This window comes from Bacillus sp. AF62, from assembly GCF_050312695.1.
GTDB classification, from domain to species: domain Bacteria; phylum Bacillota; class Bacilli; order Bacillales; family Bacillaceae_G; genus Bacillus_A; species Bacillus_A cereus.
The window spans coordinates 132,388-145,921 of sequence record NZ_JBNPJZ010000084.1; the positions used below are offsets into that span (position 1 = coordinate 132,388).

Consider the following 13,534-nt stretch of genomic DNA (forward strand, 5'->3'; position numbering starts at 1 on the left):
ATCATTTCCTTACATCTTGTATACTTTTATACATAAAGTCCATTGCTTCTGTAACTTTTGTCCCAGGATTAGATCCAAATAAATCAGGTGGCAAAATAACTACGCGGTTTTGTTTTACTGCATCTAAATTTTTCCACGCTTCATTTTTCCTCATTTCGCCTTCGAATGCTTTTTTCACACTTTTTGGATCTCCGTGTGTAATTAAATAAATGACATCTGGATTCGCCTCAATAATACGTTCTACACTTAGCTGTGCATATTGCGGATATTCTTTCGTTTCTGGAAAATCAGAAGCAATATTTTTCCCGCCTGTTTTTTCTAAAACATCACCTGATAAAGATGTTGGTAATGCCGCTAAATAAGTACCTGGTGCGCCATACACTAGCAATGCTTTCACATCGCTCTTTTTCTCATATTTCTTCATTTGATCATTGATTTTTTGATTAAGTTCTTTTGCTTTATCTTCTTTCTTCATTACCGTTCCATATAATTCAATATTCTTTTGAATATCTTGTACAGAATTCGCAGAAGAAATGATTACTTTCGTTCCCTGTCCTTCAACCGTTGGCACATTCTTTTGGAATCCATTGTTAGCAACAAGTACATCGGGTTTTAAACTAGCAATTTGCTCAAAGTTCGGTTGATGTGCATTCCCGATTACTTTTGCTTTCTTTAACTCCTCTGGAAGAGTTAATTTCGTATCCGGACGACCTACTACTTTTCCACCTAAAGCATGAATAATATCCATGTCTCCCATACTTAATGTTGCAAAACTTTCTGGTACTTTATCGAATGTTACCTTTCTCCCTGACAGGTCGGTAATTTCGATTTTTTCTTTTCCTTTTTCTGTTTTGGTTGCAGACGCTTTCTCGTCCCCTTTGGCACTGCAACCTATTAACAAGAAAAAAATAGATAAAATCGCTGTAAATAGCGTAATAGATTTTTTCATTCCTTCACCTCTAATTGATAATGATAATCATTAACTACTATTCTACTTTAATTGATAAGGATTATCATTGTCAACATGAAACGCATACATTTTTCTACAAAAAACAAAAAGCGCGACAAAAAGATTCTTTCTTTTCGCCGCGCTCTAGTTAACAATATTATTCACATTCGTTTTCCTCTAACTGGTCACGCATCACTTTCACACGCTGAAAGAAAAAGAACGATAAACTTAAAAATATAACGATGCTCCCCATCATAACAAAAAATTGGATTGTCTCTTTTGCTCCATCCGGAATCAACAAGCCAACCATTAACAATGTACTTACAGCGAGAAGAATTTGTCCGAACCGAGTATAATCTTCTATTTTTCCTTGTAATTCTTTCATTATATTCTCACTCCTCCATTTCACTTTATCATATTCTATGAAACTGAAAGACCAGTAAATACAGCCATTCTGGGAGATGTTTTCCAACAAAAAAAGAGCCGCTTTCTGCGGCTCTTTTTTAATCATTATTCACCTTTATATGCTTCCATATAAATTTCTTTCAGCTCTGAAATAAGCGGTAACTTTGGATTAGCAGTTGTACATTGATCTTCAAAAGCTCTTTCTGCTAATACTCCAACAACCTCTTCAAATTGCTCTTTATCTACCCCTTGTCCTGCAATACTCATATTAATATTTAAGCTTTTTCCAAGCTCAATAATTGCTTTGACGAGTGATTCCACACCTTCTGCTACTGAGCTTGCTGGAAGCCCGAGCATTCTCGCAATATGTGCATAGCGTTCATCTGCTACAAAGTGCTCATATTTTGGGAACAATGCGTGTTTTCTTGGCTTAATAGCATTATAGCGGACTACATGCGGCATAAGAATTGCATTTGCACGTCCGTGCGGAATATGGAATTCTGGACCAATTTTATGTGCTAAGCTGTGATTAATACCTAGAAAAGCATTTGCAAATGCCATCCCTGCAATTGCAGAAGCGTTATGCATTTTTTCCCGTGCTTCTTCATCATTTCCATCTTTATATGCTCTCGGTAAATATTTGAATACGAGATCAATAGCTTTTAATGCTAATCCATCTGTATAGTCATTTGCCATAACAGACACATACGCCTCAATTGCATGTGTTAAAACATCCATACCAGTATCTGCTGTTACATGTGGTGGTACTGTCATTACAAATTGTGGATCAACAATTGCTACATCTGGTGTTAATTCATAATCTGCGAGCGGATACTTTATATTATTTTTCTTATCTGTAATAACCGCAAATGGTGTCACTTCTGATCCTGTTCCTGATGTTGTTGGAATCGCAACAAACTGCGCCTTATTTCCTAATTCCGGATATTTACATGTACGTTTTCTTATATCTAAAAACTTCTGTTTAATGCCATAGAATGTCGTTTCTGGATGCTCATAGAATAACCACATTCCTTTTGCTGCATCCATAGCTGAACCACCACCAAGTGCGATAATTACATCTGGCTTAAAGCTTCTCATCATTTCCGCACCTTTAAAGACAGTTTCATCTGATGGATCTGGTTCGACCTCAAAGAAAACTTCAATTTTCACATCATTTGCATGCTTGTTTAAATAGTGCGTGACTGTATCCACATAGCCATGTTCAACCATTCCAGGATCCGTTACAATAAATGCACGTGAAATGTTAGGCATATTTGCTAAATACGCTGTAGCATGTTTTTCAAAATAAATTTTTGGCGGCAATTTGAACCACTGCATATTCTTTTTTTTATTTGCCAGCCTTTTTATATTTAATAAATGAGTCGCTGTTACATTTTGGGAAACTGAATTTTTTCCGTAAGAACCACAACCAAGTGTAAGTGATGGAATAAATCCGTTATATATATCCCCTATTCCACCTTGTGATGAAGGTGCATTTACAATGAGACGGCAAGCTTTCATACGTAATCCAAATTGCTTTTGCACTTCTTTATTTGTAGAATGAATAACTGCTGAATGTCCTAAACCACCGAGGTTCAACATTTCTTCGCAATATGTAAATCCTTTTTCTAATGAATTCGCCTTCACACAGGCTAATACTGGGCTCAGTTTCTCACGAGATAACGGGTATGCTGCTCCAATACCTTGAATTTCAGCTACAAGCATTTTTGTATGTTCAGGAACAGTAATCCCAACTAATTCGGCAACATACTGTGCTGATTTTCCTACAATATCACTATTTACTGCACATGTATTTTCATTTATAACGAGCTTTTCTAATTTTTTTCTTTCTTCTTCTGTTACAAAGTAACAATTGTTTTCGATCATTTCTGTTTTAACATCATCATAGATTTCTTTATCGACAATGATTGCTTGTTCCGATGCACAAATCATACCGTTATCAAATGTTTTCGATAAAATCAAATCATTAACAGCTCGTTTTACATGTGCTGATTTTTCTATATAACACGGTACATTACCAGGACCTACACCTAGCGCTGGTTTTCCAGTAGAGTAAGCTGATTTCACCATACCAGCGCCTCCAGTTGCTAGAACGAGTGCCACACCCTCATGGTTCATTAATTGTTTCGTCGCTTCGACAGACGGTCTTTCAATCCATTGAATACAATGTTTTGGTGCACCAGCTTTCATTGCTGCATCATATACGGTTTTCGCTGCTGCCACCGAACAATTTTGTGCAGAAGGATGAAATGCGAAAATAATTGGATTTCTCGTTTTTATCGCAATCAACGCTTTAAACATTGTTGTCGACGTTGGATTCGTTACTGGTGTTACCCCAGCTACTACACCGACAGGTTCTGCAATTTCTATTATTTCTTCATGAGGATCTTCGTGAATAATTCCTACCGTTTTATCTTGCTTTATACTATGCCAAATATATTCAGTGGCAAAAATATTTTTAATGCATTTGTCTTCATAGACACCACGGCCTGTTTCTTCAACAGCCAATTTTGCAAGTGGCATATGTTGATCAACACCTGCTAATGCCATTTCATGAACAATGTTGTCAATCTGCTCTTGTGTAAAACTTTCTAATGCTTGTAAAGCTTGTTGACCGTTATTTACTAACGTATCAATCATCTCTTTTACCTCTTGCATTTCATTGACAACTTTCTCTTTGACTACCATGTAAATTTCCTCCTATTCTGTTATCACGGTCTTTATAAGTCCCTACAGGTCATAATAAGTCCCGATTAGCGAAAAAAAATAGAGTTACCGTCCTACATGAATCCCATTGTTTGTGAAACATTTCACAAGTTTACTCGTGAATAACATTTCATGAATTCAATATACATGAAATTATTTCATTTGTGTATGTCTAATTTGTGAAATATTTCACAAATTAACATAATAAAAATGCACTGCTCCACATTAGCAGTGCATTTTTTATTACGCTAGCGCTTGTGCTAAATCTTCAATTAAATCTTCACCATCTTCAATACCGACAGAAATACGAATTAATGTATCTGTAATTCCTAATTCTTTACGGCGATCCGCTGGGATTGATGCATGTGTCATTTGAGATGGGATAGAAATTAAACTTTCTACTGCTCCTAAGCTTTCAGCAAGTGTAAAGTATTGCAGTTTCTCAAGTACTTTATTTAATGTTTCCTCACTATCTACATCAAACGAAATAATAGCACCAAATCCATTTGCTTGTTCTGTTGCTAATTCATGGTTTTGATGTGATTCAAGACCTGGGTAATATACTTTATTTACTTTTGGATGATTATTTAAGAATTCAGCAATAGCGCGTGAATTCGTTTCATGTTCTTCCATACGAATTCCTAATGTTTTTAAACCGCGAAGTAGTAAGAAGCTATCTTGTGGTCCAAGAATACCTCCTGTTGAGTTTTGTACAAAGTGAAGGTCTTCTGCTAGTTGTGGGCTATTTACCACTACTAGACCTGCAACTACGTCACTATGACCTCCTAAATATTTCGTTGCACTATGAAGTACAATGTCTGCTCCTAAAGAAATCGGCGACTGCCAATATGGCGTCATGAATGTATTATCAATAATTGTTAATAAATCTTTCTCTTTAGCAAGAGTAGATATTTTCTTAATATCAGTAATTTTTAGTAATGGGTTCGTTGGTGTTTCCACATAGATCGCTTTCGTATTTGGACGAATTGCTTCTACAACTTCCTCTAAGTTTGTTGTGTCTACAAATGTATGTTCAATACCGAAGCGGTTTAATACTTTCGTAATAACACGATACGTTCCACCATAAACATCATCTGTTAAAATAACGTGGTCACCTTTTGAGAACAACATAATTGTCGCTGTAATAGCAGCCATTCCAGAACCGAATGCAAATCCAGCATGACCATTTTCTAATACAGCAATCATTTCTTCTAAAGCTGCACGTGTTGGGTTACCTGTACGTGAATATTCATATCCTTGATGCTTACCAACCGCTTCTTGTTTGTACGTACTTGTTTGATAGATCGGTACGTTTACAGATCCAGTTGAAGGTTCTCCTATGCGAATACCATGAATTAACTTTGTCTTTGCTCTCATTTTTTATTCCCATCCTTTGTATATGTCTTTACTTAAATAGCGCTCACTACTATCAGGAAAAATGGTTACAATATTTGTACCTGGTGCTGCCTTCTCTGCCTCAAGTAAACTCGCATGAAATGCTGCTCCTGAAGAGCTCCCAACGAGAAGTCCTTCTTTTTGCGCTAATTCTTTCACTCGTAAAAATGCATTTCGATCAGAAATCGTATGAATTTCATCAAAATAAGATGTCTTCAAAAATGGCGGGATAAATTCCAGTCCAATTCCTTCGGTCTCATGTGAACCAGCCTTACCACCATTTAAAATAGATCCTTCTGGCTCTACGATAACTGTTTTAATATCTATATTTTTTTCTTTCAAATAAGATGCAGTCCCCATAAACGTACCGCCAGTTCCTGCTCCAGCAACAAATATGTTAATCTCTCCATTCAGTGCATCCCAAAGTTCAGGACCTAGTGTTTTGAAATAAGCACGCGGGTTTGCTTCATTCGCAAACTGACTTGGAGAGTATGAATTCGGTATTTCATTTACTAATTCTTTTGCTTTTGCAATTGCACCGGTCATTCCTTGCTCAGTCGGTGTATGGACGACCGTTGCACCTAGTGCTTTCATTAATTCTTGTTTTTCAATACTAAATTTCTCTGGTACACAAACGATAACACGTAAATCATGTTCTAATGCTGCAAGTGCCAGTCCAATACCAGTATTCCCAGCAGTCGGTTCAATAATTGTTCCACCTTGGGTAACAAGCCCTTTTTCTAGCGCATCTTCGATTAATTCTCTTCCTAAACGATCCTTAACGCTTCCGCCTGGGTTATAAAATTCAAGCTTTGCAAATAAGCGGACCCCTTTCGGAAGTGAAAAACGAGTAATTTCTACAATTGGTGTATGACCAATTAACTCATGAACTCCACGATATACATTCATCGTGTTCTCCCCCTTGTTTGCCAATAAAGAAAAGGCAACTGTATGTATTTTCTTTATATGAGACAGTTGCCTTTTTGTTACATTACTTTAACTCTTCTAACACTTTTACGATAAAGTTTGTAGAATGAAGAGCTGCTTGATCTAAAAACTGATCAAATGAAACATTTGATTCTTTACCAGCAATATCAGAAAGTGCGCGAATGATAACAAACGGAACTTCATATTGGTGGCATACTTGTGCGACAGCTGCTGCTTCCATTTCTACCGCATAAAGATTTTCAAATTTATCACGGATGGCTGCAACGCGGTTCGGATCACTCATAAATGAATCGCCTGTTGCAATCATGCCTTTTACAACTTGAATATTTTCTTCAGTTTGCATACATTTCTCAGCTAATGCAACTAACGCCTCATCAGCTTTAAATCCAGGCGGCATTCCTGGTACTTGACCATATTCATAGTTAAATGCTGTTACATCTACGTCATGGTGACGAACTTCAGTGGAAATAACTACATCACCAACGTTTAGAGAATGATGGAATCCACCAGCTGAACCAGTATTAATTACTTTTTCAGGCTTATATTTTTCTAATAAAATTGTCGTTGACATCGCTGCGTTTACTTTACCAATACCAGACTTTAACAAGATTACTTCATGTCCTGCTAATAGTCCTTTCGTAAATTCACAACCTGCAACCGTTTCTGTCTCTGCTTGTTCTAATTTGTCACGTAAAATACGTACTTCTTCTTCCATTGCTCCAATTACAGCAATTCTCAATCTAATCCCTCTTTCTATTGCTTAGTTGCCTCCATTACCCAAACGAAATGATTTAATCTCGTAAACGTTACATGGAAGCCATTGTTTTCAAAAATAGTCTGCATAACTGGAATACGTGTATAGTATTCCGTTTGCAAATCGTTTGCTAACTGGTGAAAACCTCTTTGTTTTGCTGTTTCAACAGTTTTATCATATGCATCTTGATCTGCAAATATCGTATCAGCAAACACTATTTTACCACCTTTGTTTAGCAATTGACTATACTTCGCAACCGCTACATTTTTTTCATCATCTGTTAAATGATGAAATGCATAGGTGCTTACAATGGTATCAATTGAATTTGGGACTTCAAACGAAAGAAAATCACCTTCTGTAATCGAAAATTCTTTTGGCAATTTCTCTTTTGCAATCATACGCATTTCACGCGACGGTTCTATACCGTAAACTGTGCGGCCAGCAAGTAATAATTTATTTGTTAAATTACCTGTACCGACACCAAATTCTAATACATTACCAAATGACTTGTTAACTACATCCTCTAGAATATCCTCATAATGGGCGAAAACTTCTTTATATTGTATATCTTCGCCTTGTACGAATGAGTCGTACGTATGAGCCCACTCATCAAATAAACCATTAAATTCTGTGCCCATAAAAATTCCCCTTTTTCTTATCGGTTTTATCAGTATGATATTCCCTCTTTCTAAAAATGTCAATTGAAATGTACATGGTATTTCCTTCTTTTCTTTGTTACACTATAGTTGATTACATAGGAGAGGGGCCGTCTTCATGTCATTTACCTTTGAAATGTTAGAAGATAAAGTAGAATTTTTTGAAGCGGGAGACTTAGCTTCTTTAGAACGAAAAATTAGTGAACAAATCGATAATAATAAAGCACTTATGCTTGAAGTTCATCACATCTCACATCAAATGGTTATGGATCCTGAAAGCAAAAGACCGTATTATAGCGCGGTTGTTCATTTTAAATTAAAGAAATTGCGTTAACTAAAAAAGAGAAGCTCCTAAGGAGCTTCTCTTTTTTAGTTTAGAGTTTGAACAAGTACTGGTTTCCAGCCCTCATTGTCTACCCAATCAATATTTACGTAATATCTTTTTCCACTTTGCTTATCTTGAACGTCACCATAAGCTTTACTCTTTCCAGTTTTGTCTCTTCCAACAAAATGGAATACTAATTGCTCCTTCGGTACTTCAATACCTGCAGCAATTGCACTTTGCATCTCATTCCAATCTGATGACCCCTGTTTAAACGTCATCGCTGGTGATGAACCTTGTTCTGTTCCTACAGCTTTCCAAGAAGGTTTTGTATAAGCCTCTTTTGCCTTGGATACAGTTTTTTCAGCTGATACTTTCTCGTTAGCTTTCGCTTCTTCTTCAGCTTTTTTCTTTTCTTCCTCAGCCTTTAACTTCTCTTCTTCAGCTTTTTGCTTAGCTTCTGCTTGCTCTTTTTCTTTTTCTTTTTCTTTTTTCTTAGCAGATTCTTTATCTTCTGATTTTCCAGCTTTCTCATTCTTTGTTGTTTGTTGAGAGACTTTCTTATCAGTAGAAGATGCTTGCTCTTTCGTACTAGGAACGAACAATTGATATGCTACAATAGCTACTAATAGTAATACAATAGCGATTGCAATATTTAAAACACCGTTTTGACGACGTTTTTGTTGTTTCTGTTGGAATCTTGATCCTCCTGCCATTCTCCAAACCTCCATGCAGTTTTTCCTAATTGCTATTGTAACATTAAATCTAGAAAGGTTGAACATTTACAATGATATTTTCATGAAATGAAAACAATTCACTATAAATTGCAAGATTACTTTTCATTCTCCAATTGATAGATTGCTCCTACCATATCTTTAAAAATAGGTGTGACTTTATTCACTTTGTTATCCGTCTCTAGATCAACAACAACTAAAGCATATCTTGGATTCTCATACGGAAAATAACCTGCAAACCAGCGATTCACCCTCGTCCCTTTCCCTGTTTGCGCTGTCCCCGATTTTCCAGCGACACTGAGCGGCAACGAACGGAATGCCGTTCCTGTTCCTTTCTCCCTTGTTACAACGCCTCTTAATAACTCTTGTAATGTTTTCACTGTTTCATACGAAAGCTGTTTTCCATGTAACGTATGTTTCTCAAATGTAAAAAAATCCGCTCCATTTTTATATACTATTTTTTCAACAGCTTTCACTTCCATTTTTTCTCCATTCCTCGCAATCGTCGCCATCATATTTGCAATTGCTAGAGGTGATATACGTACATCTTTCTGTCCAATCGCTGTTTGCTCTACCGCTTTTTTACTATTTTTGTTTTCTTCATTCCCCCAAATAGTAGTGCCTTTTTCTTCTGGCATTTGCTCGAAATGAGGTGTATGAAATACAGAACCTTTCCATCCAACCTTTTCATTTGCTCCTAAAGCTGCTACGTATGTTTCTAGCACCGTCCTATCCTTTTGTAATAGCTCGTTACCTAACTCGGAAAATGTCCTGTTACAGCTCCTAGCAAAGCTCTCTTTGAAGTTAAGTGTACCCATCATAACTTGTGGGTCGTTTTCACCATATAAATCTTTATTACAATTAAATGTCCGATTAAACAAATTTACTTTTTGATCAATGACTGCAGCTGCAACTACTGTTTTAAAAACAGAGCCTGGAAAATGCGGCGTTAACATTTGATTTTCAAGTGTAGTCTTATATAAATTCTTATCTCTTACTTGTAAAGACGGCTTACTGACCATCGCTAATATTTCATTTGTCTTTACATCAAGTAATACTAATCCCCCCTTCTTTATTTCATTTGCTTCAATCACTTCTTCTGCTTTTTGCTGCAACCCTTTATGTAAAGTAGTTTGAATCCTAACTGGGTAAAATGGATTTCCTGGTGAAGTATACTTCGCTTGCTTTCCGAAAATTGGTTCTCCTTGCCGATCTACTTGATACAATACTTTTGCCTCTCCATCAGTCAATAAAAATTCATCAAATGATTGCTGTAATCCTGAAATACCTATCGGCGTTTGTTTTGAAATTTTTTTCACTTCTCCATATCGCTTTTGAAATTCTCTTTCGTTCTCCCCTACATCACCAATTAAATGATTTATCTCCCCAGTTTGTTTTAATCGCACTTCAGCTGCTACAATACCTAATACATGTAATTGATTCACCTTCTCCATCTGCTCTCGTGTCACTCGAAATGGAGCAGTTTCCCCTTGCAGTATAAATGCATTTTTTTTATTTTTCATTTGTCTTCTGATCTCTTGTCTCGACACACCAATGATATGCGCGATTTTCTCTAACATGTCATTTTTTATTTGTAAAAATGGAAAAACAATTAAAACAGGATACTTTTCCTCACCTATTTCTTTACCACTACGATCTATAAACTGCCCACGTCCATCGTCTACTGCAATGTATTGCGTACGTTGCGTAACACTTTTTTCAATTAAATTTATTTTGCGATCAGTAAATGATTCTGTATCTATAATTTGGATTTGAATTAAACGACAAAGCAATAAAAACATAATGCCCATAAAACAAATTAAAACAATTGTAATTCTCCGTTTTATTTTCATAAAAAAACACCTCGTCTATTATAGTTTGGACGGAGTGTTTCATCTTTTATACAAATAAAAAAATCACTCGTTTTTACACGAGTGATTTTTTTATTATTTTACAGAGACAATCTCTACTTGCATTTCCCCGCCTGGTGTTTGGATTGTTACTTTCTCACCAATTTGCTTACCTAATAAGCTTTTTGCGATTGGAGAATCGTTAGAAATTCTTCCTTCAAATGGATCAGCTTCCGCGCTACCTACGATTGTGTACGCTTCTTCATCTCCGTTTGGTAATTCTTTAAATGTTACTGTTTTACCTAATGTAACAACAGTTGATACTTCGCCAGTATCTTTAATGATAACTGCATTACGAATCATATTTTCTAATTGTGTAATACGTCCTTCTACGAACGCTTGCTCATCTTTTGCTGCATCGTACTCAGAGTTCTCAGAAAGGTCCCCGAAGCTACGTGCGATTTTAATACGTTCTACTACTTCTTTACGTCTTACTGTTTTTAATTGCTCAAGTTCGTTCTCTAGTTTTTGCTTACCCTCTTGCGTCATAGGGTATGTTTTTTCTGTTGACATATTTTCCACTCCTTTTATATACCAATCCCCCGAAAAAAAGAGGAGTTCCATATGAAAACTCCTCCGCTTCCATTGTTAGCGGAGGTTTCTAGTACCCTCGCACTAGCGGAGTTGTCACATACAACCCCGTATTTCCAATTCTTCTTTATATAAAGAAGATATGTATGGAAAGTTGATATAAATATGCCCTCACCTATATATAGATGAGGTTGCATGTTTCATTGTATTCGATGGGAAGGGAAAAAATCCCTTCCTACCGTATATCTTTTACTATGCTATTACAAATTTACTTTTTGTTCAAGAATTGTTGCAATTTTTGTCACCATAATATCAATTGCAACATGGTTTTGTCCACCTTCAGGGATAATAATATCCGCAAACTTCTTAGAAGGCTCAATAAATTGATTGTGCATTGGACGTACAACAGTTACGTACTGATCAATAACTGAATCCATCGTACGACCGCGCTCTTTAATATCACGCTGCATGCGGCGCAGAATACGAAGGTCAGCATCTGTATCAACGAATAACTTAATGTCCATCAACTCACAAAGACGTGGGTCTTCTAAAATAAGAATTCCTTCTAAAATAATTACATCTTTCGGCTCAACTGGAATAATTTCTTCTGAACGCGTATGCAATGTATAGTCATATACAGGCTTATCAATTTGCTCATATGCAAGCAACTGCTGCAAATGTTCAATTAACAGATCATTATCAAACGCAAGCGGATGATCATAATTTGTTTTTAAACGCTCTTCCATTGGTAAATGGCTTTGATCTTTGTAATAATAATCTTGCTCCAAGATTAAAATGGAATGACCTTTAAAATGGTCAAAAATCGCTTTCGTTACACTTGTTTTTCCTGATCCTGAACCACCAGCGATTCCAATTACAACAGGCTTATTCGTCCCCATTCGACTACCACTCTTTCTTATTGAAGTATGCTTTTGCGCATCATATTATTCACATACACTGGTTGATCCACTTTGAATTTCACGATTTGCAACGGATGTCTCGCTGCATCTAATTCGTTTCCATCCTCATCCCAAATTTTCTCCACCGTCTGCGTAAAGTTTTCTATTTCTGGTCCAAAGAACTCCACTTCATGTCCTGGTTTGAAATGATTACGTTGCTCAAGCGTTACGATGCCCGTTTCTTCATTATAATCTAACACTAAACCAGCAAAATCATACGTTGTTTTCTTACTATGATTTCCAAACATTTGCTCTTGATGTCCTGGAACCCCTTCAAAGAATGCAGGAGCTGTATCACGATTTGCACATTTATCAAGCTCATCTAACCATTCTTGTTTAAACTCAAAGTTATCCGGATCCGCACAATAAGCATCAATTACTTTACGATATACAGTTGCTACAGTCGCTACGTAATGGATTGATTTCATACGTCCTTCTACCTTTAAACTATCGATTCCAATTTCAATCATTTTCGGAATTGATAAAATTAAATTTAAATCTTTTGGACTCATCGCAAAGTGAGCATCTTCTTCTTGGAATAGAGGAAGCTCTTTTGCATCTTTATGTTGTGATACTGTTTGAACTAAATCATAATCCCAGCGGCAAGATTGGCAACAACCGCCACGATTAGAGTCACGCGCTGTCATATGGTTACTTAGTGTACATCTTCCTGAATATGCGATACACATTGCACCATGGACGAATGCTTCAATTTCAATATCCACTTTGTCTTTAATTTCTTTCATTTCTTCATAGCTTGCTTCACGAGCTAATACAAGACGATGTAAACCTTCTTCTTTCCAATACTGTGCTGCTTTCCAGTTGGATAGTGATTGCTGTGTGCTTAAATGCACCTCAACAGAAGGCGCTACACGTTTACACGTCTCAATGATAAGCGGATCAGCAACGATAATTCCCGTTACGCCAGCTTTTTCAATCCCTTTTAAATATTCCTCTAGCCCGTCCATATTTTCATTATGTGCGAAAATATTTGTTGTTACATATATTTTCGCTCCATATTTCTTTGCAAATTCAACGCCTTCTGCCATATCTTCCAGCGTAAAGTTACCTGCATTCGAACGAAGACCAAATTCTTGTCCACCTAAATATACAGCATCTGCCCCATAATGGATAGCTACTTTTAATTTTTCTAAGTTACCCGCAGGGATTAACAGTTCAGGTTTCTTCACAATAACGCGCTTGCCATCGATCACTCGTGAAATTTCTTGTACAGTCATTTCCTA

General features: G+C 36.5%; 13 protein-coding genes. 1 reads left to right on the top strand and 12 read right to left on the bottom strand.

The features are described 5' to 3' along the window. Position 1 precedes the first annotated feature (1 nt). The 7 genes from ACQRBL_RS21760 to ACQRBL_RS21790 form a co-directional block, all read right to left on the bottom strand. Complete coding sequence (locus tag ACQRBL_RS21760; protein WP_097919782.1) at positions 2 to 949, bottom strand: ABC transporter substrate-binding protein; 948 nt, start codon at positions 947 to 949, stop codon at positions 2 to 4. 157 nt (positions 950 to 1,106) lie between these two features. Continuing rightward, entirely contained in the window at positions 1,107 to 1,334 is a 228-nt protein-coding gene (locus ACQRBL_RS21765) for a YrhC family protein (protein WP_000661454.1), read from the bottom strand. Between the two features lie 125 nt (positions 1,335 to 1,459). Next, positions 1,460 to 4,063, bottom strand: a complete 2,604-nt coding sequence (gene adhE / locus ACQRBL_RS21770) for a bifunctional acetaldehyde-CoA/alcohol dehydrogenase (RefSeq protein ID WP_411995649.1) — start codon at positions 4,061 to 4,063, stop codon at positions 1,460 to 1,462. A 261-nt stretch (positions 4,064 to 4,324) separates the two neighbouring features. After that, positions 4,325 to 5,458, bottom strand: coding sequence for a bifunctional cystathionine gamma-lyase/homocysteine desulfhydrase (locus tag ACQRBL_RS21775; RefSeq protein ID WP_001201921.1), 1,134 nt, complete (start codon positions 5,456 to 5,458; stop codon positions 4,325 to 4,327). A 3-nt stretch (positions 5,459 to 5,461) separates the two neighbouring features. Beyond that, complete coding sequence (locus ACQRBL_RS21780) at positions 5,462 to 6,385, bottom strand: O-acetylserine dependent cystathionine beta-synthase (RefSeq protein ID WP_001103877.1); 924 nt, start codon at positions 6,383 to 6,385, stop codon at positions 5,462 to 5,464. An 82-nt stretch (positions 6,386 to 6,467) separates the two neighbouring features. Further along, positions 6,468 to 7,163, bottom strand: coding sequence for a 5'-methylthioadenosine/S-adenosylhomocysteine nucleosidase (gene mtnN / locus ACQRBL_RS21785; RefSeq protein ID WP_001217027.1), 696 nt, complete (start codon positions 7,161 to 7,163; stop codon positions 6,468 to 6,470). A 14-nt stretch (positions 7,164 to 7,177) separates the two neighbouring features. Continuing rightward, positions 7,178 to 7,816: a class I SAM-dependent DNA methyltransferase gene (locus tag ACQRBL_RS21790; RefSeq protein ID WP_000536323.1), complete on the bottom strand. Its 639-nt coding sequence runs from the start codon at positions 7,814 to 7,816 to the stop codon at positions 7,178 to 7,180. 136 nt (positions 7,817 to 7,952) lie between these two features. Between ACQRBL_RS21790 and ACQRBL_RS21795 the strand changes: the two genes are divergently transcribed. Next, complete coding sequence (locus ACQRBL_RS21795) at positions 7,953 to 8,168, top strand: YrzA family protein (RefSeq protein ID WP_000010984.1); 216 nt, start codon at positions 7,953 to 7,955, stop codon at positions 8,166 to 8,168. Between the two features lie 35 nt (positions 8,169 to 8,203). Here ACQRBL_RS21795 and ACQRBL_RS21800 read toward each other — a convergent pair whose 3' ends face one another. From ACQRBL_RS21800 to ACQRBL_RS21820, 5 genes are all read right to left on the bottom strand, one after another. Beyond that, positions 8,204 to 8,872 carry a YrrS family protein gene (locus ACQRBL_RS21800; RefSeq protein ID WP_017763609.1) on the bottom strand — a complete coding sequence of 223 codons (669 nt, stop codon included), beginning with the start codon at positions 8,870 to 8,872 and terminating at the stop codon, positions 8,204 to 8,206. 116 nt (positions 8,873 to 8,988) lie between these two features. Next, positions 8,989 to 10,743: a peptidoglycan D,D-transpeptidase FtsI family protein gene (locus ACQRBL_RS21805; protein ID WP_411995650.1), complete on the bottom strand. Its 1,755-nt coding sequence runs from the start codon at positions 10,741 to 10,743 to the stop codon at positions 8,989 to 8,991. A gap of 93 nt (positions 10,744 to 10,836) precedes the next feature. Continuing rightward, the gene (gene greA / locus ACQRBL_RS21810; RefSeq protein ID WP_000102591.1) at positions 10,837 to 11,313 is read right to left on the bottom strand and encodes a transcription elongation factor GreA; all 477 of its coding nucleotides are present in this window, start codon (positions 11,311 to 11,313) and stop codon (positions 10,837 to 10,839) included. Between the two features lie 278 nt (positions 11,314 to 11,591). Then, positions 11,592 to 12,230, bottom strand: coding sequence for a uridine kinase (udk, locus tag ACQRBL_RS21815; RefSeq protein ID WP_000537080.1), 639 nt, complete (start codon positions 12,228 to 12,230; stop codon positions 11,592 to 11,594). A gap of 17 nt (positions 12,231 to 12,247) precedes the next feature. Next, the gene (locus ACQRBL_RS21820; protein ID WP_000217961.1) at positions 12,248 to 13,528 is read right to left on the bottom strand and encodes a peptidase U32 family protein; all 1,281 of its coding nucleotides are present in this window, start codon (positions 13,526 to 13,528) and stop codon (positions 12,248 to 12,250) included. Between the last annotated feature and the right edge of the window lie 6 nt (positions 13,529 to 13,534).

Coding starts and splice junctions, on each gene's coding strand:
- ACQRBL_RS21795 (WP_000010984.1), top strand. CDS start 7,953: ATGTCATTTACCTTTGAAATGTTAGAAGATAAAGTAGAATTTTTTGAA.
- ACQRBL_RS21780 (WP_001103877.1), bottom strand. CDS start 6,385: ATGAATGTATATCGTGGAGTTCATGAGTTAATTGGTCATACACCAATT.
- udk (WP_000537080.1), bottom strand. CDS start 12,230: ATGGGGACGAATAAGCCTGTTGTAATTGGAATCGCTGGTGGTTCAGGA.
- ACQRBL_RS21800 (WP_017763609.1), bottom strand. CDS start 8,872: ATGGCAGGAGGATCAAGATTCCAACAGAAACAACAAAAACGTCGTCAA.
- adhE (WP_411995649.1), bottom strand. CDS start 4,063: ATGGTAGTCAAAGAGAAAGTTGTCAATGAAATGCAAGAGGTAAAAGAG.
- ACQRBL_RS21760 (WP_097919782.1), bottom strand. CDS start 949: ATGAAAAAATCTATTACGCTATTTACAGCGATTTTATCTATTTTTTTC.
- greA (WP_000102591.1), bottom strand. CDS start 11,313: ATGTCAACAGAAAAAACATACCCTATGACGCAAGAGGGTAAGCAAAAA.
- ACQRBL_RS21790 (WP_000536323.1), bottom strand. CDS start 7,816: ATGGGCACAGAATTTAATGGTTTATTTGATGAGTGGGCTCATACGTAC.
- ACQRBL_RS21805 (WP_411995650.1), bottom strand. CDS start 10,743: ATGAAAATAAAACGGAGAATTACAATTGTTTTAATTTGTTTTATGGGC.
- ACQRBL_RS21820 (WP_000217961.1), bottom strand. CDS start 13,528: ATGACTGTACAAGAAATTTCACGAGTGATCGATGGCAAGCGCGTTATT.
- ACQRBL_RS21775 (WP_001201921.1), bottom strand. CDS start 5,458: ATGAGAGCAAAGACAAAGTTAATTCATGGTATTCGCATAGGAGAACCT.
- ACQRBL_RS21765 (WP_000661454.1), bottom strand. CDS start 1,334: ATGAAAGAATTACAAGGAAAAATAGAAGATTATACTCGGTTCGGACAA.